Here is a 21,036-nt window from a genome sequence, read left to right as displayed (position 1 = left end):
ATTTCCTCCAAAAATTTTGTATTTTAATTAACAACATATTTGACTATACATGGTCAATTGTTTTATAGTCAAACTAGCTGGTTACTATAAATTTATTTTATATACATCATGATTGTCATTGATATAAAGGGGTTTCTAATGAAAACAGAAGATTTCAAATACTTTAATGAATTATATACAAAAAAAAGTTTTACCAAAGTCGCCCAAACATTTAATGTTAGCCAGCCATCTATTAGCACTGCTTTAAAGCGCTTAGAATCTCACTTCCAAAGTAAGTTAGTTATAAGAGGAAACTCACAAAATGCACTAAAATTCACCCCAGCAGGTGAACAATTATATAGACACACCCATTCGATTACGACGGAAATAGAAACTGCCATGCATGAACTGAATCACTTAAAATCACATAGTACAACAATTGGTTTGCCACCAATGCTAAAGAGTGCCTATTTTGCTAAAATTGCAGTGGCTAGTAAAGAATTTGATAAGCAATTTAATATCCAAAATATGCACATTTTTGAAGCTGGATCTAATGTATTAAAAAAATCACTAATAGATGGCGATGTTGACATTGCATTGTTAGGCTCATTGGATAGTGACGTTACTAATGAGTTATTGCAGGAACCTTTCGTTCAAGCCAATTTTAAAATATACGTCTCTAGTAAAAACCCACTTTCTAAGAAGGAGAGTTTATCTTTTTCTGATTTAAAATCCGAACACTTTGTTGGTCTCGATTCTAGTTTTATTCATAATCGAGCTATGGCCTATTTTGCTAGTACAGGTAATATCAGACCAAAATTTTTTATGAAAACGTCCGATATTAATTTTTTAATGAATATGATTTCGGAAAATCTTGGTATTGCTTTGTTAGCTGATATCGTTAAACCAACAATGCCAGACATAATTACATTATCAATAAAGGATGATCATCAACCTAAATTTGTTGGTAGCATAGCGTTTAGAAAAAATCATCTACTGACCTCGGAAGAAAGGATGCTACTTACTATTCTTTCCAAATATTCACTTAACTAATTCTGATATGCTCGCGAACGGCGTCAACCAGAACAGTGCCAAGTAAGCGTACTTAAATTACGGACAGATGTGTGCTCTCATAATAAAAAAATGCACTATTTCTATTTAGCTCATAAAATTAAAGTTCAGTATTTCAAGATATTTGACTTTTTTCTTCTGAAATTAGGTTAATGGTAAATTCCAAGAATTAATTATTTATATACATGATAGATACTGAAAACAAATTCGTTAATTCAGGCCATCTAATATAAATTTACAAAAAAGTGATGCCCCTATACAGTGGCATCACTTCACTTTAAAATATTCAATTGATTTATATTCCAATGCGTTATTGATAAACCCTACTCCAATGAAAAGGTTGTAAATCAGCAAGCGGCATATATTGGACTTCACCATTTTTTAAAATCCCGATGCCACATTGTGTGGTATTTCCCCAGAAATTTAATCTTTCTTGACAAATACCACAAGGGGTAAGAACCTTTAAACTATCATGTTCATTTTCTCTTACCAAACAAAGGGTATGTGTAATTTTCTGGCCTAAAGTAGCTGCTTGAATATAACTACCTAGCTCCATACAAACACTTGATGCTGCATTTGGGAATTCAGGCGAAATACTAGTTAAAATATCGCCGTTTTCTAATAACACACCAGCCGCTCCACCCCAACCTTTGGGATAATGTTTATCTATTGTCTTGCTTACAGTATCAAACAACTTACCTGTTTTTGTTTGCATAGTAACTTAATCTCCTGTTGGATTGAAGTCAATATTTGAGACAGGTTTTAAGAGACATTCAGAACCGCGTTTACCTTCCACAGCTCAAATAAATCATTAATCGTGATTAATAACTTATTTGAACCATGGAAAGCATTAAATCAGGCGGCCATTTGGCTCGTAAGTGTTGCGATTTCAACTTGTAAGGGGGTCTGGTAGCCCAGTGAACTATGAATTCTCTTCCTATTGTAGAAAGCATGCACATATTCAAAAAGGACAGCAGCGGCAGTTTCATAATTCTTAAAGACCGGCACTGGATAAACACATTCCTTTTTGAGGGAAGCATGAAAAGATTCCATTGGTGCATTATCGTATGGACACCCCTTACGGCTGTAAGAGTGGCGGATATGTAGTTCTGTTAACCGTTGGTTGTAATCATCGCTGGTGTACTGTGATCCTAAGTCTGTGTGGATAATCAGGTCCCCAGTAATGGTTCGATTTTTAACCGCGCTTTCCAGGGTCTTTAAGACTAAATCAGTATCCATCTTTTTTGAGAATGAATAGCCGATAATTCGTCTTGAGTGCAGATCCATGATGGTTGATAAGTAACACCAGCCATTACGCTTCGTTTGAATATAGGTCATATCAGCGGTCCATTTTTGATTTAAACCAGTGGTCGAGAAATCCTGCTTAAGCAAGTTGGGACGCTGTTCAACCTTGGTTTTGGAAGCCGAAGCCGCTTTCCATTTATTGACGGTAACGGAGTGGATATCCAGTTCCTTCATGAGCCGGGAAATCCGTCTTGGGCTGCACCGACGCTGCAGTGGTTGAAGTTCCAGATTCAATTCATGGTGGATCTTCATAACGCCGTATCGCTGCTTGAATTCCGCAAAGATCCGCAGAATCCGTTGTTTTAAGTCCTCATCTTCGGCCCGGCGTTTTGAAGGCTTTGGGGATCGATAACGATAATAGTGAGCTCTGGAAACACCGAGGATTCGGCACATCTTAGTTACCTGGTGGTTATGACTTTCTTGGTGAATATAATCAAAAATATTGGTTACTTCTGCGCAAGGAAGCCCAGGGCTTTTTTTAGGATTTCGTTCTCCTCAGACAGGGAAGCCAGCCGCTTTTCCATCGCTTTAATTACGTCTGGCGATTTACCGGATTGAGTTTTGGCTTGGCCCTGGATCCACTTATGAACGGTTGAATAGCCAATGCCATATTCTCTGGCCAGTTGGGCGGCTGATTCGCCTTGTTTATATAGGTTGATGATGTTTTGTTTGAATTCTTTGTCGTAACGAGTTGGCATGTAAAAATTCCTTCCTTTTGAGAGATGATTTATTCATTATACGCTCTCTTAAAAGTTGTCTCAGGAATCAGCTTACATCCATGCTTTGATACAGCTTTGTAATCATACAGTTGATGATTAATGACTAGATAATGCATGGTTCTCAGTAATCGCGACATGGCACCAATGGCAATTTTCTTTGTTCCCTTAGACAATGAAGATTGCTTTTTCTTTTGATACCAATCATTAATATGACTGGGATGCCCATAAGATGCGGTACTTGCTATATTTGATATTGCTCTAAATAGAACTTTGCGTGCGGTGCTATTTCCCCTTTTGGTGATAAAACCTGTGCTTTTGTAATCACCTGAGTCATTGAATCTCAAATCAATCCCAACAAAAGCGTTTAGCTTATTTGCAGTACGGAAACGATGTAAATCGCCCAATTCAGCTATCAGCGACACAACTGTTTTATCAGAAAACCCTGGAATGCTTTGATAAATGCTGTATTCCGGTAAATCCTTAGCCTTATCTACCATAGCAGTCAGGATGTCACTCTTGGTACCATGCAACTCAATCAAACGCTTGGCATAGTATATAACCTGTGCAACATTATAAGAATTGGCAGCAACTGCAGGCGCTGATATCTGACCCATACTCATTAATTGATCGACTAATTTACATAATCTCTGGTGACCGATATGCCAACTAATCCCACCTTGAATCGTGTCCATGAATGCTTGCCTCGAACGTCTTGTAATTATTGCATGTGGCACTATTGTTAAGAGTTCCCAATAATGTGGACTATCAGTGGCAGAAAAGAGTCCTTCGATTTCAGGAAAGGTCAGTTGTAAAATGCGATGTAATCTATTTTTTGTACTGACAATATCATGATTAATTTGTTGATAAAAGCGGCTCATATCTTGTAACTCAATATAAATTGGATTTTGAACATAACTTTTAGCACGAGCTAAAATGAATTGGGTCTCAGCCAAGTTTTTAGCATCATTCAAATCATTTTTATTCGGGCGAAGCTGATCCAACTGTTTTTTTGCTGCTAAAGGATTGAGATAAGTATAGGGATAATTATGCCAATCCAAAAATGATTTCAATCGTCGCGAATAAATACCGGTCGCCTCAAAAACAATATCAGGAAATTCATTAAATTGCATGATAATTGTATTGAGTTGATTGAATCCCAGGACATCATGGGTTATCTTGAAATGTTGAGTTACCTTACCATCAACCGCCACCGCAACTTGACTAGTAGCTTTAGAGACATCAATACCAATAACATAGTGCATAATAGCAACTCCTTAAAAAATATTTGAAACAACCACTGAAACCTCACGACCATTTAATTTTCTATACTCGACGTCTAGCGCCTAACTTACTAAGATCAAATTGTGTGGTAAAGCCAGTGAAGTGGCCATTTTTTTCTACGACATCTGGTGCCAAAAGGACCAACGACCTAAGTTTCACTACCAATTTTAGAATAAATCTAAAAAAGGTGAAGATCATCTCCGTCGAGAATAATCTTCACCTTTAATGTTAGTAAGTTTTTTAGTATAAGAGCATTTACAACTGCTGATTAATAACTATAAGTATACTATTTTCCAGCATTTAAACTTATTGAATGAACTCCTTGTCCAATTTCGGCGACGTAGAATGAAGCTTCATATCCAACTTTATCTTTGTATGCTTTTCCAACTATTTGTTTTAATTCAGCAACATTTTGTTTATTAACTAAAGCAATAGCACAGCCCCCAAACCCTGCTCCTGTCATTCTTGCGCCTAGAACGCCTGGGACTTTTTGAGCAGTCTCTACTAAGGTGTCAAGTTCAATTCCTGTCACTTCATAGTCAGTCTTTAATGATTCATGAGACTCATTTAACAACCTGCCAAATTCCATCATATGATTATCTTTTAAAAGTTTAACGGCTATTTTAGTTCTTTCATTTTCACTAACTGCATGTTTCGCTCGACGCGCCACAACTTCTCTATTAATTAAATGTTTGTTTTTTTCAAATGTTTTACTGTCAATTTCCCCCAAAAAATTGATTCTCAATTCTTTTTGTAAGTCAAAGACCGCTTCTTGGGTTTCTCTAACACGCTCATTATATTTAGAATCGGATAGCTCTCTTTTCTTGTTGGTGTTCATAATTACTACAACGTTGTCACGCATTTCCACGGGAACAAGTTCGTAAATCATCGTATTGGTATCGAGATAAATTGCTTGATTTTTTTCACCATATCCGATTGCAAATTGATCCATAATACCAGTATTAACACCAATATAGTCATTCTCCGCTTTCTGACCGCTAGCAACTAATTGTAGACGAGGAATTTTTAGATCATACAACTTTTTTACTACAATTCCAGCAAGTAATTCTAAGGACGAGGATGAAGATAATCCTGATCCATTGGGAATATTACCGACAATAGCTAGATCAAATCCATGGTCGAATTTATTACCATACAATCTCAATGATTGAAGCACACCTTTTACAAAATTCCCCCATGAGCCTTTCTGCAAATGATTTTCATCATTAATATCAAAAGTAATAACGCCCTCATCTGAAAAATTTTTGGAGTATAGTTTAACAAATCTATCGTGGCGAGACTTTGCAGCACCATAGGTGCCAATCGTTATAGCCGCAGGTAGAACATGTCCTCCGTTATAATCTGTATGTTCACCAATTAAATTGATTCGACCAGGTGAAAAGAAAAAATCACTGGGTTGAGAGTCAAATTTTGATTGAAATTCTCGCTCTAATTCTCTATATATTTTGGATTCCATATTGTTATCTCCACTATTATTGTTATTGATCCTCATGTCGTTCATCATAACCCTTAGGATGACTCTGATGCCACTGCCAAGCTGTCACGATAATGTCTTGCACATTATCATACTTTGGTGCCCAGCCAAGCACCTCTCGTGCCTTGTCTGAATTGGCAATCAAAATATCAGGATCACCCGCTCGACGTGGCCCAATCTTAGCCGGAATATCAACCCCTGTTGCTTCCCGTGCCGCCTCGACCATCTCTTTCACTGAAAATCCAGTTGCTGATCCTAAGTTAAACTGATTTGACTCATGACCTTCAGCTAAATACTGCAATGCCAAGATATGCGCGTCTGCCAAGTCTAAGACATGCACATAATCTCGTACATTAAAGCCGTCTGGTGTATTATAGTCATCGCCAAACATTTCAATATAATCACGTTGTCCCAAACCAGCTTGCAAAATAATTGGTACCAAGTGTGTTTCCGGATTGTGGTCTTCGCCAATCGTGCCATCTTCTGCTGCACCAGCCACATTGAAATAGCGCAACGCGACCCATTTAACCCCGTCAGCTTGATCGGACCAGTTCATGATTTTTTCCATCATCAACTTTGATTCACCATAAGGGTTAATCGGACTTTGGGGATCAGTTTCCTTAATCGGAATATGCACCGGATTACCATAAGTTGCGGCGGTTGATGAAAAGACGATTTGCTTGACGTCATGTGCTTTCATCACTTCCAACAACGTAATCATGCCACTAGTATTGTTGTCAAAATATTTCAGCGGGTTTGCCACTGACTCTGGCACAATTGAAAAGGCTGCAAAATGAACCACTTGTTCAATGTTTTCTTTATCAAACACTGCCGACAAAGCTGCCTTATCACGAATGTCAACTTGATAAAATGTCGCTGCAGGATTAACTGCTGCCCGGTGGCCAGTGAACAAGGCGTCCACAACCACCACGTCGCGTCCTGCTTCAACCAAACGTTTCACCATGTGTGAGCCAATATATCCTGCGCCACCAAGTACTAATACTGCCATTTTGATTTATTCCCCTACTTCGATTTGCTTAATAAACTTTTTCAGACCATCTTGTCCAGATTGATCGTTTTTAAAAACACCTGCATCCTCAAGTACGCGACTGAAAATCTGTCCCACGCTTTGTTGCACGATATGTGTCACATTATTCGTGTTAATCACTTCAGATTGCTTCAAAGCATCTGCCCATGCTTGATGTTTCACTGCAATGTTATTGTCATTACCTAATAAATATTGCGCAACTTCAGCTAATTCTGTTTTTAAACGTGGCGGTAAAATTGCTAATCCCATCACCTCAATCAGGCCAATATTCTCTTGTTTGATATGTTGAACATCTGGATGTGGATGAAAAATGCCATCTGGGAAAGCGTCAGATGTATTATTATCACGCAATACTAAATCTACTTCGTAATGACCACTGCGGAACCTAACAATTGGCGTCACCGTGTGGTGCCTTTCACCATCAGATCCATAAGCACAAATCGACAGTGATGCATCGTCATAATTTTGCCAAGCACTCATAATTTTATCAGCAGCATTCAGTAATTTATCGCGACTATCATCAATCAAGCGAATGGTTGTCATCGGCCAATTTAAAATACCCGCTTCACGCAAATCACAACCTGCAATGGTAATTTTTTCTTTCATGACTGCTTTTGCCATTGGTAGTTCGTAGCGACCAGCTTGAAAATGGTCATGTGATAGAATTGAGCCACCAACAATTGGCAAATCTGCGTTTGATCCAATGAAATACTCTGGAAATTTAGAAACAAATTCTAACAATCGTGACATATTTTCACGATCCACGTGCATTGGACGGAGATTTTCAGAGAGCACAATAGCATGTTCATTAAAATACGCATAAGGCGAATACTGAAAATACCACTTTTCTTGTCCCAATATCATTGGAATAACACGGTGATTAGTGCGAGCAGCATAATCAAGTCGACCCCAATACCCCTCATTCTCTTTTGCCAACTGTGACACGGGATACTGTGATTGCTGTTGTTTTTTATTTTTCAAAGCCGCCGCAATTGCTTTGGGATCTTTTTCCGGTTTAGACAAATTAATTGTAATTTGAAGTGTACCATACTGGGTATCAACCGGGTAAGAAATATTTTGACTAATTTCACGCGTTTTGATGTAATTGCTACGCTGTGATAAATCAAAGAAATAATCAGTTGCTTTCCGTGGTGATTGCTGATAGTGCTCCCAAAACATTTTGCGAACCTGTGATGGCCTTGGTACGATAAAGTTCATTAGTTGCGCACCTAGCATATCAGTGTTCATCTGACGCAACGCTAATGTCCCATTTTTTTCGGCAACAGCTGTCAGCTGATCTAGTAAAGCTAGGGTCGTTACACTGTCATCATCTACCAAGCGAGGTGCCGTATTATTATTTGTTTCACCAACTAATCCCATAATTTGATTGACCAAATAAATTTCGTCATCAATTGTATAATCAGATTCTTCAATGATTTTTTTTGCGAATGCTGTGAATAAATCAATTTCCGCCATTATGCTTCTCCTTTCAATCTTTATAAGTAAAAATCATTGCACCAGAAATTAAAATTTGGGATTACAATAATGTCAATCACCGTATAAAATTCACAATGAATCAAACATTATTTCAACCAGTTTATTTAATGACCAGTGTCTATATATTTAAACGTCTTTAGCGAAGGTAGGGCTTTACCTTTAAAATCAAACAAAGCCTGATTATCCCAGGACGATCCACCTGCATTCTTCTCAGCATCTGCGTCAAATTCGCTAGCATTTGTAGTTGCCCATCCGGAACCAAATTTTTCCCATAATAGCCTATTACTTTCTAAATTCGACTGCGGTCCAACGGGAACCCATGCAGGCTCCCAATAGAAAACACCTAATCCTGTGCTTCCAACATTTGCAACAGCCTGAAAAACATCGCGCAAAGCCGTAGTTTGACCTTGGACGGATACGGGATAATCCAATACCACATTAGAATCTTTGGAAATTGTATTCCCAAATCCGTCCCCATCTTGATAGGTGTATGGATACGAAGTTTCTGCGACCATAACTTTTTTGTTATAAGTAAGAGAAACATCACTCAACGATTGTGTCAGATTACTTAAGCTACCATGCCAATAAGGATAGTATGAAGTAGCGAAAACATCATAGTCTACGTTATAATCATGCAACTGTTTTGAAATCCATTTATCGTTTCCTTGTTTTTGTATATCTGTGAAATGAACGGCGACTAAAATATTTTTATCCACTTTACGAACCGCTGCTGACCCAGAATTAAATATACCAGCCATTTCTGGCCATTTGCTAGTACCCGCAATTCCATTATTGGTTTCATTCCCAATTTGCACCATTCCTACATCTATTCCAGCCTGTTTTATTTTTTGTAAACTATCCAGAGTGTAAGCGTATACTGACTTTTGTTTCTGATCATAAGATAAATTCTGCCACGATTTAGGTGCCTTCTGTTTAGAAGGATCAGCCCAAAAGTCGGAATAATGAAAGTCCACCAACAACTTCATTCCATATTTACTTGCCTGTTTGCCAATTAAAATTGCTTTCGCTAAATCTGAATTTCCACCACCATACCCATTGCCAGACTCTGTATATGGGTTATTCCAGACTCTGACTCTGATATAATTAACACCATTTGATTTTAATATTTGAAAAATATTTTCTTTTTTTCCTTCTTCATTGAAATAATGTACACCACTTTTCTCTTCACTAATTACAGACGAAATATCGACACCTTTTATAGTATTACCATTCAAATTATTAATTTTTTTAACAGTAACATCCGAAGCCGATACTGAAAATGAAAGAAAACTAGTTATTGCGATTGTAGTGATTAATACCAACCAATCTCTTTTTAAGTTCATACTTTCCGGCCCACCTTTAAGTTATCTTTCACCCCTGAATGTTAATTTTGCTATCTGCTCCCCATGTTTGACGACACGATTATCAATTTGTTGAACATCTATAATGTTGTCTGGTTGGGTAAAGTACATAATAACGTCATCTTGATATCCGTTTTTCGTAATTAATTTCTTATCAAAGCTCATCAAAAGATCTCCCTTTTTGAATAATTGGCCGTCCACATAATGTGACACAAACCCCGCACCACGCATATTGATAGTGCCTATTCCTACATGAATAATTGCTTTTAATCCGTTGTTGGATACAACACCCAAAACATGTTTTGTAGAAAAAGTAAAGTCGACTTTGCCATCAAATGGTGCAAATAAATTACCTTCTTCTGGATCAATAGCAAAACCAATACCAGTAATTATGTTGCCATCAACCTCATTAAGTAGCTTTTTTTGTCCTGAGGCAGGTGCAAATATTTCTTCAAGTTCAACATTCACTTCAGAAGTGTTAGCTTTTTTAGCACCACTTGATAAAGTTTTCTCCAGTTCAATAACGATTTCGGCATGTTTTTTCTCGGTAATTTTAACTTTCCATAAGAATATAATTAAGGCTAGAATAGAAAAAAGAAGTGGTGTGTAAAAGGCATAAATTTCAAAGGTATTAATTTTTGCTACACTAATATCTCCTGCGGTAGCTGATCCAGTCATGCCCGCCGCAATTGCAATTGTTCCGACGATTCCGTTTGAAAAAGCACCAGTTATCTTGTCTAACATAGGTCGAACCGCCAAGACAACAGCTTCGTTGCGATTACCATTTTTTAATTGTCCGTATTCAATAGAGTCAGTTAGTGATAAGACAACAACCAGTTGCGCAAAAGTAAAATTAAACAAAATAAGTCCTATTGTAACCATCATCATATTTGTTTTTCCGAAGATAAAAAGCAGATACGAAAGGATCATTGCCATTTGCCCAATACTAAATAACACTTTCCTGGTGATAAACTTATTTAGAATGGGATACAACGGAGCAGTAGAAAACCCTATTACTGTTGCAATAGCACCAGCAATCCAAAATTCGTTTGGTTTTCCTAGCACAAACTTAAAGAAGTAAAATAAAACACCATTGGTCACAACATACGCTAGTGAATACATTAGATATGCTAAGCTAATCCATAAAATTTGGTCATTATGAATAATACCTGAAAATACATCTTTAATGCTTGTTTTTTTTGTTGCAGCATTTCGAATCAAGTTATCTTTTTCTTTAGTTCCAAAGGCTACTGCCAAAGCTGATAAAACGGCTACAATGGAAACAACTATTGAAAATCCAAACCACCCCGAAGGCCCTTGTTCATGTTTCCCAGTTGCGATAAAAGTGAAGTATGTGGTGACCGGAACAACAATCATCGTAAGACCATTCCAACCAATAGAACCAGTAAAACTCCCTAAGGCAGTAAAAATTCCTCTCCCTTTACTGTCTTCAGATATAGCCGGCACCATTCCCCAATAGGCAACATCTGCAAAGGAATAAAAAATATCTAGTAAAATAAATAAAACTGTGAAAACTATCGCAAATGCAATCCAATTAATATGAGCCAACCCAAAAATTCCAGTAAATATTACAACTAATAACACTGAACTAACAACCGCGCCAATTACTTGCCAAGGTTTAAATTTTCCCCATCGCGTTTTTGTATTATCTACAATATTTCCAAGAATCGGATCAATAACTACTTCGGCCAAACGAATAATTACTACAAGAGCCGTAATTAAACCAATTAACTTGTTTGCTACCGATTGCGGTAACCCATCAAACATACCACTCGTGACATAAACGATGAAGTAAGTGCTTAATGCACCATAGAATGCAGAGTGCCCTAGATTACCAAGTGCAAAAGAAATCATTTCTACTAGCTTATTTCGAGAAAACTTCTGTTTAGTTATGTCTTTCATATTCTTTCTCCTAAATCAGTCCTTTGTTGCTACTATAACCTGATATGGTTCCAATGTAGTGCTTCCATTTAAACTATTCCCTGACAACATATCCGTATAGCTATCCTTAAACAAGGCAATTTGTTTATTATCGGTATAATTTGTAATGAAATAATATTTTTGGCTCTCATCCTGTCGAACTTGTATACTTAAATGTGCATCAGCATTTTCAACAGGAATTTGTGAATCACGAAGTGAGTATTTATCAATTAATTTACTGTAAAATTTATTTAAAAAATCTTTTTCCGTTCTGCCAGCAACCATCATAGCAGTGCCAGAACCAAAATTATTTTTTGTTAAGGCTGGGGTTTGAGCATAAAAATCATCTTCATAATAAGCGAGTGAGGTAGCGCCTTTCTGTTCAAAAACATCGGCATAGTCGAGTACTTTATATTCGTTGTCTTCCCATATGATGGTATTAGTTTGTTTTGGGTAAAGGGTGTCAGTTTCAACATAAGACAAACCATAAATTCTTTGCAGTCTTTCTGGCCACCCACCTAAATATGCTAAATAATTTTTATCAACCATGCCTGTCATATAAGTACCAACAAGATTGCCTCCCGAACTCACATATTTTTCAATTTTTTCCATATACTCGATGTCCATCATGAAATGCATTGGATCTATCACAAGTGTATAATGGGATAAATCATCTTGAGCAGAGATAATATCAACGGGTATATTATTCTGCCAAAAAACACTATAGTGACTCTGAATAGTATGCCAATATTTCTTTGTTTGATCCGAATAATTTCTTGCATCATCTAATGCCCATACATTGTCATAGTCGAATACAATTGCAATTTTGGGGTGTGTGTATTTAGATTTGAGTAACGGTTGCAATTTTTCTAGATCTTTTCCTACTAAACTTACATCTTTGAAAACTCGTGTACGATTGCTCAAACTATGTGTCACAACAGCGCCGTGAAACATTTCTGAAGATCCCCGTGATTGGTGTAACTGAAAATAAAGTACTGAGTTTGCTCCATGTGCTATCTGTTGCAGACTGCCCATCTCATGCATTCCTGGCCGCTTTGATTTATTGAAAGGGTGCCAATTGACCTGAGAAGGAGTACTCTCCATTATGAGGTAAGAATCGTGCTTCAACCCCCTCATAACATCATTCATTAGAGCCGTTTTCATAGCTAAGGTTTCCGTAGTTTCATAATCATTGGACCAATTAGGATATGAATCCCAACTAATCACATCTACATGTTTAGAAAATCTTTGGTAATCTAAATCCATAAAAATGCTTGATTCTGGGGGATTTCCCCCCATAAAATTTGTTGTAACAGGAATATTTGGAGTCACTTCCCGTAATGGTTTGACTTCATTTTCAAAGACATCAATTGTTTGGTCCGTCACAAAACGTTTCCAGTCCAAATTCAGAATTAGAGAAGTAGTATCACCCAGTGTCGAAGGTGAATGTATGTCATCCCAATTATTATATTGATGACTCCAAAATGATGACCAATATAGCCTATTTAAGTTATCAATCGTCTTATATTTATTTTTCATCCACTCACGAAATTTTTCTTGGCACAATTCACAGTGGCAATCACCTCCCAACTCATTAGAAATATGCCAAAGAATTAAACTTTTGCGATGACCATATCTCTTTGCAAGCTGGTAATTGATTGACTTCGTCTTTGCGCGGTAAACAGGCGATGATAAACAATGATTGTGACGTTCCCCAAATAAAAGTTTTTGTCCTTGTTCATTCGTTCGTAGAACTTCCGGATATTTTTCAGACATCCATCTAGGTCTGGCGCCACTTGGAGTAGCTAAAATAATATTCCCGTTTTGTTGTTCAACCCTATCAAAAATATTATCTAACCATTCAAAATCGTAAACTCCTTCTTTGGGTTCAATTTTTGCCCAAGAAAAAATTCCTATTGTGAACGTGTTGATTTTGGCTTGCTTAAACAATGTAAAATCGCGATTAATGATTTCTGAATTATCAATCCATTGTTCGGGATTATAGTCGCCCCCATGTAGAAACTTTGAAATTTGTAATGTGTCAGTCATAACGCGTATCCTTTCTGAATTCTATATCAATTGACTTCTAAATAATAACTCATTATCATAGTAAATGGAAGCGCTTACAGAGGTAATAGTGGTAAAATTTAGTAAATGATGTTTACTTTCATTACTAAATTTACATTAGTCAAATGTTGCCGTTTGTTTTACGATGAATTATATAAACAGTACTTTCTACATAATTAATGAAGAGGTGAAAAATGACTACTATTAAGGAAATAGCCCTAAAAACCGGATATTCTTCAGCAACTGTCTCCAGAATACTAAATAATGACCAAACTTTTTCAGTTACTGATAGTACTCGAGAGACCGTGCAAACGGTTGCACGACAACTTGACTATATATCCGTTGGATCTAATCAATTCTTAGATATTAATCTCGCGGTAATATTTTCAATTAATCCTGATGAAGAGCTTGAAGACGTCTATTATGTTAAAATGAGACAGATTATTGAAGCAACAGCCAAAAAAAGTGGACTAAAAATAATTTTTTATAAAAATGTGATGGAATTATCTGAAAATGTTAGAGGTGTTTTGTTAATTGGAAAGTTTAATCAAGATGCTTTAAATGAGATCATAAAGAAGGAAATTATCTGTGTGTTTGTTGACTCAAATCCTAATCCTGGTGTTTTTACTTCTGTACAGCCTAACTTGGAATTTGCCATCACAAGGGCGTTGAATGAATTTCGATCTCGCAATTTTACAAAAGTTGGTTTTATTGGAGGTAAATTGTGGAACAAAGGCGACAACGCTTTTCAGTTTGATGATTTAAGAAGAAGATATTTTGAAAGCTATGCAAAAGAAATATCGATATATAACCAAGAATTCATATTTATAGGAACTGATTTTTCAACTTCCTCTGGTTATAGAATTGGTAAAACAATTCTTAATACGTATTCTGAGAATGAACTCCCACAGGCTTTCTTGATTGGATCAGACTCGCTGGCAATAGGAGTACTCAGAGCGTTTAATGAAGAAAAAATTTCTGTACCTTATACTACAGCTTTCATAAGTATTAATGATATCGAAGTAGCCAAATTTTCCTCACCATCGCTTACCTCCTTTAAAATTGATATAGATGATATGATAGACGAAGCGTTAAATCTACTACATCAGAGAATAATCAATCCAAATAGAACACGCCCTGAAATAGTTCTTAAATCACCTGAATTAATCTATAGAGAAACGTTTCCAAAAGAAGTTGACAATCGATAATATTTGTATTTGATTTTTAACACTCGACACTGATAAAAAATTCCTTTTACGAATTATCCCTTATAGAAGCAAGATTTTTTCGATAACAATAGCTATTTGACCTGATCAAAAAAGTAGATTCAGTTCTTTTTGATGGTAAATAAATTTATCGGTATGTAATCTCCTTTTTACAATCTATTTTTTTCTTGTGTCGTGAACTCTTCTTCTGCCTTATACTGTTCAACTATCTTTTGGTGTGTTAAGAATCGACGTTCTGCGTTTGTGTCAGCACGGATGTCCTGACACCACAAGCGACTAATTTTATTGAATGAACCACCCCGCAATGGCATCTGATCACCTATATGTTTTGTTGTATTTGGGTTTACATTGTTGACCAATGACGTGGGTACCGATTTTTTTTCCTGAGGGCTAGATGCAATTTTAGTTCTATCTACGTTACCGCCTTTATCACGTTTTTTAACATGACTCAGCAATTCAGACATTTGTTGGTCAATATCATTTATTGAGGTGTCTTCAATTTTTGCTAAATGCTTATACAGTTGATTCGCTAAGCGTTTCCTTAATTCCTCTTCCTTATTCTCAGACCACTTGCGTTGCCCCTTATGCATCACGCCCTGGTCTTCAATATTAATGGCGTCGTAGTCTTGTGCCAGCAACTTAAAACCCTCATATTCAGGTTTAAGCTCTTCGGCAAACAAATCATCTATTAGTTGATCGGTTAATTGATTTGCTTTTGCCATCCTGCCTTTTCCATCTGTTAAATGAGCGTTACCAACCTGCCACCGCCCTTTCATGTCTTGAGGTAAAGCATCATAAATTTGCTTGATGGCTTTGGCATGACGGTTAATTAATAGGTTTTCGGATGCTGTCTCAACAATTTCTTTTTTAAAGCCACCAACACCTTTTAATATTTCCTGATGCCGCCTTAGTTCCCGTGATGACATTAACTGGTTTCTGAATTGTCGCTTGGCTTGTTCAATCAGTTCTAAAGGTATAACACCTATTGGCTGCCCTTTGTACTTACCTTCTTGCTTGATCATCTCAGGCCGTGTTTCTTGGCTTTTTTTAGCAAACCACAGATGCATGTTTAGGTGGTCAGTATCTTGATGAATCACACCAAACCAAACAACATCATTTTCATCTTCTCCCAAAGGTAAATTAAATCCTTTGTTAATTAATGTCTTAGCAACATCCTGTTCTGCATGTTTTAATTTGTTTTGGTCAATCACACGTGTTTCTGGGTCATAGAGATTATTTTTAACTAACCAATCCCCTCGAATTGAAAAAGCAAGTTCATGGATATTATTACCATTTTCTTGTGCCACATCCAAGTCTTTTCTGAGTAATGAAATATCGTGATCATCATAATTTAATTTGTCCTTACCAAAAATTGGATGCATTTCTGTTACAGCAGAATTTCGGTTTGCATAACCTCGCTTGTCAAATTGTTCCTTTAAGCCGATTAAATCGGTTATAGACTCATTATTAAGGTCACTTGTCTTCTCCGAATTATTAGCATAGTCAACTAAATCTGCGTATTTTTGTCCCTTCATATCTGCTGTACTAGACGTGACAAATTGTGCTGGTAAATTGACCATTGCCGTCTTTTTTTCACCTAGGGCAAATGCAGCAATTCCACCAGTCTTCGCCATTTTGCAATGCCTCCATAATTTCTTCTAAACTATCAAAATCTTGTTCATAATCAACTGTCAAACGGCGGGCTGTTCTGGAAGACATGTTCAGCATTTGAGCAATTTGCATGTAAGATTGTTGATAGTTATTAAACAGAATTAAACTTATCTGAGCCAAATAGTACGTGCGATTATCGCGTTCATGTTGACTGTCAGCCATCTCACTAACTTGAGTAGGATGGTGCCAATTGAATTCATCAAGTTGTTCTAAATACTTTGTCAATTGTGCTTTTCTTTTACTATGCTTTTTAGTCGTCATCGAGTTGTCCTCCAGTTTGATGATATTTCTTGATAAGCTGCTTATCACGACTCCGAATTTTTTTATATTCTTCATAAGATTGTGCTAGCTCATTATTTGGATTGAGTTCTGTTGGCGCGCCAAATTGTTGAAACTCTGTCGGATTTATTGGATTGATGGCATATTTGACAAATCCGTTTTCTAAATTGATACCCTCTGGAATATACTCAAGTTGGCGTTGCTGCATGGTTAGAAGAAAACCTAATAAAGTTTCAACATTTGCCAATTGCGCAGTTAATTTTGAATCACTTTTTGCGGAGTTGGCATCATTTACCTTCTGGGCTAGTTCCAAGTAATTGAGACGTGCATTGTTAGCATTAAGTGCAATATTTTCTACGAAGAAATGCAAAGCAAACTTATAGACACTACTTCGACTAAACTTCGCATTAAGAGCATTTGGGTGTCTTTCTATCCAATGCTTCATTTGTTGAAAATACCATTCTTCATCTCGTGAATTTTTAATTCCAATCATTGTTGGTCTTTCATCAAAAATTAATTGATTGATGTCAAATTCATTTAACAAATTTTCAATAAGCTTTAGTTCTGATTTAACCTCTAAAGGAATATCTTCGGGTAGCGTTGTATCATATTTTTTATTCAAAACATTTCTTCTTTTGATGAGTGCCTTCATTTGACTTGTTTTGAATTCTATTGCATCTTTCATTTATTCGCCCCTTTCAGCATTACCGTTTATGTGGCTGATTGTCCAGCCATCCTGAACATTAAAAACATAGATATTAAATTTCAAAGTATTGTCATTTGACTGTGCCATCATGTGAACACCACGGGGCACTAACTCAACATTTTTGTAAATTGGTGTCACCTGGTATCGCACATAATTGTTTGCTGACTGATGCAAATAGTTGGCCACTTCTGTTTCGTAGGTCACCATACTTTTAGCATTGACACGGCTATCTGCGTTCAACTGTCGTGTTCCCGTGATCAGATTTTTGGCTTCGTTGTTTAGTCCAGTAAACTGATACCCAATCAGATGACTTCGGTTGTATAACCAGTCTGTATTATTCGTCCCAGTTTTAATGGCATGGTAACCTGGTGCTTTTATTGTTAACCGCTCACGCGCTTTATACTTTTGAGAGGGTGGCATCAATTTTTGATTTAATAAGGCGTTAGCAACCTGAGGTCTACCTAGCCAATCTAGTGATGACAATTTTTGCCAGCCACCCTCTTTTATTTGTAAATCATCTTGTGTAAATGTTGGTTGATTATGGTTGACCTCTACAACTGTTTGACCAGTATATTTCAGGTTAACTAGCTCATCATTTTGTGTTTGTGAGCTGCTTTGTTTATCAATATTAATAATCTTAATAATCTGTGACTGCGAACCAATGGATACAAATTTTTGCAGAATCGACACACGGTTTAAATACACAAGACCTATCAATATGACAATGACCAATAAAATTCTTCTCGCAAATCGACCACGTTTATAATTTTTCATTTGAAACTCCTCTGCTTATTCAAACTCATCAAAGTCGATTGACTTTGGCAAATTTTTTTCCTGAGGGCGAGCGTTTTTTTGAATCCGTTCTACCTCATCATTTAAGTCTGGAAAATACATTTCAAGACGCGCTAGAATTGTTTTAAACATTTCACCAATCGCAATTGTATTGTCATTTAATCCGTGCACAACATTATTGTTAGCCATGATTAAATCATCGAGATAAGTATGCAATATTTTTGCTGCGCTATCTTCTTCAATCTGGCGCGCATAGTTAGTTATCAATTCTCTCAACAAGTCATTTGATGTAACGCCCTCTTGTTTGGCACGTTTTTCGATTGCGTCTAATACGTCTGGATTCAATCCACGTATATCTTTTCTAACTGTATCCATGAAAACTCCTAAATATATTTTGATAACTGGGAACAGGTTAAGGGGGAATGGCGGTACGCTGTACCTCAGCCCCGCCGTGCGGGCATTCCAATGGCGGTAAGCATTTTCTACAGTTAAACCCCTTTTAAACCCTCGTTTAAACCTTTTTAAACCTTTAATTAATTCAAAAAAATAGCCCAATAGGGAATTTCTGAACTATTTAGAATTACAAATCGGTTGGTTTTGGTAACAATGATTCGCCTTCTTGAACTTGCTTTTTAGTCTTTTCATATTGACTAATATTTGTCTTGGCATGTTGAATATTTTTTTGTGCATCACTAATTTGTGTTCGTATTTGTGTGATAGCATCACGCGCATTATCAATGCTAGTTTGTGTGTCTGAGTCGTCAGACCGGGCGAGTATTTTTTGGTATTTTTTGATGGAAGATTGTTGTTGATCAATTGCTTTTTGATATTCAACAATTGCGTTCGTATTCTTTGAAATCAGTTTTTGTTGTGCTGAAATCTTAGCCTCACTTTCGCTAATTTCGAGTTCCTTTTGAGTGGTAAATGTTAGCGTATTTGATTTAGATACTTTGTCACGGTTGATGATGAATTTACCGCTTGCTGTATTGATGTTTGCGGATGTTTTCTTCGTACTTGAACTTTCAGCACTAACGCTGCTTGGTGCTTCAACTGTTGCCGTGTTGATGCTCTTATCATGAGCCGTTAGCGTTACAGCATTGAAGCTGTGACTCAAGTTTTTGAATTGCACTACGAGCGTATTATTTGAAGTTGGCACGACACGACCTGTGACCTGATTACCACCATGATCAGTCATAGCAGTAATTTTAATTTTGCTTATATCAACCAAATCCTGGTCAGAAACAGCACCGTCAGAGATTGTATAATGCAGTTCCAAAACACCATTATTTTTATTAAAAACACTTTTTGTCAGGCTAGCAGTTTTGTTCAAAGTACCAAATGAAACTGGTGTATTTAACTCCGTACTTGGCAAATTTGAAGGGCGAGGTGTAATGTTAACCATCACAGTTGTCCCGAAAGCTATCAGAATAAATAGGCTAAATATGCCAATCAAATTACGTCGTTGATGTTCCAAAAACCATGTACCAAAGCGACTAAATCTTTGAAAGATATTTCTAAGTTTATCAGCTATTGTGATTATTGCTGTCATTGTCTTACCCCTCTACATATTCAAATGCGTTACTACTAAAGTCAGGGTATGGTGGTAAATCCGTATCAGCTATGTCAGTCTTCTGAGTGTCGGTAACCTGTGTTTGAACATCAGGCTTCTTTGATGACGGATTTGATTTATAGATGCGGAATTGTGTCACTTGATTTTGCATGGCGTATATTTTTTGACCAGTATTTTTATCGGTGTAATTGTGATTGCGCATCACAAATTCAACCTCCACTACTTGACCAACATCAGTCACATAATCTCGAATTAATTCTGCCGTTTTGTTAAAAGCAACATAATCAATGTAAGTGGCTTTGCCATCTTTAAGATCGTTGATGGCTAATTTGAAATAGGCAATTTTAGTTTCATTTTCGCCCCTTACGTTAAAGTTTACGTCACGAACTAAACGTCCTATGTGGTGATTAATTTGCATAATAATTTCTCCTCCTTTGATCTAGTAAAGTAATAATTGGTGTCAATTGGTTGACTAAATAATCTTGAATATTATTTGGTAGTTTAAACACAGGAATTTGGTCACCAGATTCAGAATAATGAATGCCCTTTAGGACTGTACAGCCGATGTAATGATTTCCTAGACAATCATCAAACAGCTCACCTTTGACTTTCATCTCACTTGGTTTTAAGCAAACAAAGGCTTGTTTTTTGGTTGGTTGAACGAGATTGTCTTTTAATTCCTTAACGAGAATGACGACATATTTGGTTTGTTGCAGTTCGTGTAAACTTTGCTCATCCAACAGCGTTAATTGTCTGACTTTCATAATCTCTCCCTTTCGGTCTTGCGGCTTCATGGAACGGTAAATGATAGCGTGTCATCAGTGTTTGAATTGCTTTAAATGATTGATAAGAGGTACGGTATAACCTCACTGCGCCATCACTTTCTAATTCATGATTTTCAATTGCTTTGATAACTTTTCGGCTGAGTTCACCTGATGAATTAGCCACAAAAAGTATATCTGCATTGAAGAAATCTACTGCAATAAATATGTTGTATTGGTTTGCCATTTTTTCTCTCCTCTCTCAAA

General features: G+C 36.7%; 21 protein-coding genes. 2 read left to right on the top strand and 19 right to left on the bottom strand.

Annotated features, from left to right (window positions below):
- Positions 1–138: 138 nt before the first annotated feature.
- The gene (locus RHP64_RS05145; protein WP_102753267.1) at positions 139–1,032 is read left to right on the top strand and encodes a LysR family transcriptional regulator; all 894 of its coding nucleotides are present in this window, start codon (positions 139–141) and stop codon (positions 1,030–1,032) included.
- Positions 1,033–1,360: 328 nt separating this feature from the next.
- Here the strand turns inward: RHP64_RS05145 and RHP64_RS05140 are convergent, their stop codons facing one another.
- From RHP64_RS05140 to RHP64_RS05095, 10 genes are all read right to left on the bottom strand, one after another.
- Entirely contained in the window at positions 1,361–1,765 is a 405-nt protein-coding gene (locus tag RHP64_RS05140; RefSeq protein ID WP_102753268.1) for a cytidine deaminase, read from the bottom strand.
- Positions 1,766–1,905: 140 nt separating this feature from the next.
- Positions 1,906–2,784, bottom strand: coding sequence for an IS3 family transposase (locus tag RHP64_RS05135; RefSeq protein WP_257999846.1), 879 nt, complete (start codon positions 2,782–2,784; stop codon positions 1,906–1,908).
- A 17-nt stretch (positions 2,785–2,801) separates the two neighbouring features.
- A complete protein-coding gene (locus tag RHP64_RS05130; RefSeq protein ID WP_102753270.1) occupies positions 2,802–3,053 on the bottom strand; it encodes a transposase in 252 nt (83 codons plus the stop codon).
- Positions 3,054–3,082: 29 nt separating this feature from the next.
- Positions 3,083–4,336: an IS110 family RNA-guided transposase gene (locus RHP64_RS05125; RefSeq protein ID WP_102753271.1), complete on the bottom strand. Its 1,254-nt coding sequence runs from the start codon at positions 4,334–4,336 to the stop codon at positions 3,083–3,085.
- Between the two features lie 305 nt (positions 4,337–4,641).
- Positions 4,642–5,832, bottom strand: coding sequence for a galactokinase (locus RHP64_RS05120; protein ID WP_102753272.1), 1,191 nt, complete (start codon positions 5,830–5,832; stop codon positions 4,642–4,644).
- A gap of 22 nt (positions 5,833–5,854) precedes the next feature.
- Positions 5,855–6,859: a UDP-glucose 4-epimerase GalE gene (gene galE / locus RHP64_RS05115; protein WP_102753273.1), complete on the bottom strand. Its 1,005-nt coding sequence runs from the start codon at positions 6,857–6,859 to the stop codon at positions 5,855–5,857.
- Between the two features lie 6 nt (positions 6,860–6,865).
- A complete protein-coding gene (gene galT / locus RHP64_RS05110) occupies positions 6,866–8,374 on the bottom strand; it encodes a UDP-glucose--hexose-1-phosphate uridylyltransferase (protein ID WP_102753274.1) in 1,509 nt (502 codons plus the stop codon).
- Positions 8,375–8,499: 125 nt separating this feature from the next.
- Complete coding sequence (locus RHP64_RS05105) at positions 8,500–9,738, bottom strand: arabinogalactan endo-1,4-beta-galactosidase (RefSeq protein WP_102753275.1); 1,239 nt, start codon at positions 9,736–9,738, stop codon at positions 8,500–8,502.
- 21 nt (positions 9,739–9,759) lie between these two features.
- The gene (locus tag RHP64_RS05100; protein ID WP_105296023.1) at positions 9,760–11,679 is read right to left on the bottom strand and encodes a glycoside-pentoside-hexuronide (GPH):cation symporter; all 1,920 of its coding nucleotides are present in this window, start codon (positions 11,677–11,679) and stop codon (positions 9,760–9,762) included.
- 15 nt (positions 11,680–11,694) lie between these two features.
- Positions 11,695–13,746 carry a beta-galactosidase gene (locus RHP64_RS05095; protein ID WP_102753277.1) on the bottom strand — a complete coding sequence of 684 codons (2,052 nt, stop codon included), beginning with the start codon at positions 13,744–13,746 and terminating at the stop codon, positions 11,695–11,697.
- Between the two features lie 212 nt (positions 13,747–13,958).
- On the opposite strand from RHP64_RS05095, the gene RHP64_RS05090 reads away from it, so the two are divergent.
- Positions 13,959–14,972: a LacI family DNA-binding transcriptional regulator gene (locus RHP64_RS05090; RefSeq protein ID WP_102753278.1), complete on the top strand. Its 1,014-nt coding sequence runs from the start codon at positions 13,959–13,961 to the stop codon at positions 14,970–14,972.
- Positions 14,973–15,139: 167 nt separating this feature from the next.
- Here the strand turns inward: RHP64_RS05090 and mobP2 are convergent, their stop codons facing one another.
- From mobP2 to RHP64_RS05045, 9 genes are all read right to left on the bottom strand, one after another.
- On the bottom strand, positions 15,140–16,624 hold the full coding sequence (gene mobP2, locus RHP64_RS05085) for a MobP2 family relaxase (RefSeq protein ID WP_102753279.1): 1,485 nt from the start codon (positions 16,622–16,624) through the stop codon (positions 15,140–15,142).
- Positions 16,584–16,922, bottom strand: a complete 339-nt coding sequence (locus RHP64_RS05080; protein ID WP_102753280.1) for a hypothetical protein — start codon at positions 16,920–16,922, stop codon at positions 16,584–16,586. Before RHP64_RS05080 ends, mobP2 begins: the two co-directional genes overlap by 41 nt.
- Positions 16,912–17,625, bottom strand: coding sequence for a hypothetical protein (locus RHP64_RS05075; RefSeq protein WP_349531136.1), 714 nt, complete (start codon positions 17,623–17,625; stop codon positions 16,912–16,914). Before RHP64_RS05075 ends, RHP64_RS05080 begins: the two co-directional genes overlap by 11 nt.
- The gene (locus tag RHP64_RS05070) at positions 17,626–18,420 is read right to left on the bottom strand and encodes a DNA/RNA non-specific endonuclease (RefSeq protein WP_420302064.1); all 795 of its coding nucleotides are present in this window, start codon (positions 18,418–18,420) and stop codon (positions 17,626–17,628) included.
- A gap of 15 nt (positions 18,421–18,435) precedes the next feature.
- The gene (locus RHP64_RS05065; RefSeq protein ID WP_102753283.1) at positions 18,436–18,813 is read right to left on the bottom strand and encodes a ribbon-helix-helix protein, CopG family; all 378 of its coding nucleotides are present in this window, start codon (positions 18,811–18,813) and stop codon (positions 18,436–18,438) included.
- A 205-nt stretch (positions 18,814–19,018) separates the two neighbouring features.
- Positions 19,019–19,987, bottom strand: a complete 969-nt coding sequence (locus RHP64_RS05060; RefSeq protein ID WP_106810510.1) for a coiled-coil domain-containing protein — start codon at positions 19,985–19,987, stop codon at positions 19,019–19,021.
- A gap of 4 nt (positions 19,988–19,991) precedes the next feature.
- Positions 19,992–20,426, bottom strand: coding sequence for a single-stranded DNA-binding protein (locus RHP64_RS05055; protein ID WP_106810511.1), 435 nt, complete (start codon positions 20,424–20,426; stop codon positions 19,992–19,994).
- A complete protein-coding gene (locus tag RHP64_RS05050; RefSeq protein ID WP_106810512.1) occupies positions 20,416–20,772 on the bottom strand; it encodes a hypothetical protein in 357 nt (118 codons plus the stop codon). The genes RHP64_RS05055 and RHP64_RS05050 overlap by 11 nt, the downstream gene beginning before the upstream one ends.
- A complete protein-coding gene (locus RHP64_RS05045) occupies positions 20,741–21,016 on the bottom strand; it encodes a hypothetical protein (RefSeq protein ID WP_106810513.1) in 276 nt (91 codons plus the stop codon). Before RHP64_RS05045 ends, RHP64_RS05050 begins: the two co-directional genes overlap by 32 nt.
- Between the last annotated feature and the right edge of the window lie 20 nt (positions 21,017–21,036).

The sequence above is a fragment of the Leuconostoc sp. XM4 genome (assembly GCF_055698815.1).
The sequence above is the reverse complement of the archived record's forward strand: the minus strand, read 5'-3'. Positions and strand labels throughout refer to the sequence as shown.

Excerpts from the sequence above, each read along its gene's own strand:
- RHP64_RS05140 (WP_102753268.1), bottom strand. The coding sequence starts at position 1,765 with ATGCAAACAAAAACAGGTAAGTTGTTTGATACTGTAAGCAAGACAATA.
- RHP64_RS05045 (WP_106810513.1), bottom strand. The coding sequence starts at position 21,016 with ATGGCAAACCAATACAACATATTTATTGCAGTAGATTTCTTCAATGCA.
- RHP64_RS05060 (WP_106810510.1), bottom strand. The coding sequence starts at position 19,987 with ATGACAGCAATAATCACAATAGCTGATAAACTTAGAAATATCTTTCAA.
- RHP64_RS05065 (WP_102753283.1), bottom strand. The coding sequence starts at position 18,813 with ATGGATACAGTTAGAAAAGATATACGTGGATTGAATCCAGACGTATTA.
- RHP64_RS05125 (WP_102753271.1), bottom strand. The coding sequence starts at position 4,336 with ATGCACTATGTTATTGGTATTGATGTCTCTAAAGCTACTAGTCAAGTT.
- RHP64_RS05070 (WP_420302064.1), bottom strand. The coding sequence starts at position 18,420 with ATGAAAAATTATAAACGTGGTCGATTTGCGAGAAGAATTTTATTGGTC.
- mobP2 (WP_102753279.1), bottom strand. The coding sequence starts at position 16,624 with ATGGCGAAGACTGGTGGAATTGCTGCATTTGCCCTAGGTGAAAAAAAG.
- RHP64_RS05090 (WP_102753278.1), top strand. The coding sequence starts at position 13,959 with ATGACTACTATTAAGGAAATAGCCCTAAAAACCGGATATTCTTCAGCA.
- RHP64_RS05130 (WP_102753270.1), bottom strand. The coding sequence starts at position 3,053 with ATGCCAACTCGTTACGACAAAGAATTCAAACAAAACATCATCAACCTA.
- galE (WP_102753273.1), bottom strand. The coding sequence starts at position 6,859 with ATGGCAGTATTAGTACTTGGTGGCGCAGGATATATTGGCTCACACATG.
- RHP64_RS05080 (WP_102753280.1), bottom strand. The coding sequence starts at position 16,922 with ATGACGACTAAAAAGCATAGTAAAAGAAAAGCACAATTGACAAAGTAT.
- RHP64_RS05120 (WP_102753272.1), bottom strand. The coding sequence starts at position 5,832 with ATGGAATCCAAAATATATAGAGAATTAGAGCGAGAATTTCAATCAAAA.
- RHP64_RS05095 (WP_102753277.1), bottom strand. The coding sequence starts at position 13,746 with ATGACTGACACATTACAAATTTCAAAGTTTCTACATGGGGGCGACTAT.
- RHP64_RS05145 (WP_102753267.1), top strand. The coding sequence starts at position 139 with ATGAAAACAGAAGATTTCAAATACTTTAATGAATTATATACAAAAAAA.
- RHP64_RS05055 (WP_106810511.1), bottom strand. The coding sequence starts at position 20,426 with ATGCAAATTAATCACCACATAGGACGTTTAGTTCGTGACGTAAACTTT.
- RHP64_RS05050 (WP_106810512.1), bottom strand. The coding sequence starts at position 20,772 with ATGAAAGTCAGACAATTAACGCTGTTGGATGAGCAAAGTTTACACGAA.
- galT (WP_102753274.1), bottom strand. The coding sequence starts at position 8,374 with ATGGCGGAAATTGATTTATTCACAGCATTCGCAAAAAAAATCATTGAA.
- RHP64_RS05100 (WP_105296023.1), bottom strand. The coding sequence starts at position 11,679 with ATGAAAGACATAACTAAACAGAAGTTTTCTCGAAATAAGCTAGTAGAA.
- RHP64_RS05075 (WP_349531136.1), bottom strand. The coding sequence starts at position 17,625 with ATGAAAGATGCAATAGAATTCAAAACAAGTCAAATGAAGGCACTCATC.
- RHP64_RS05105 (WP_102753275.1), bottom strand. The coding sequence starts at position 9,738 with ATGAACTTAAAAAGAGATTGGTTGGTATTAATCACTACAATCGCAATA.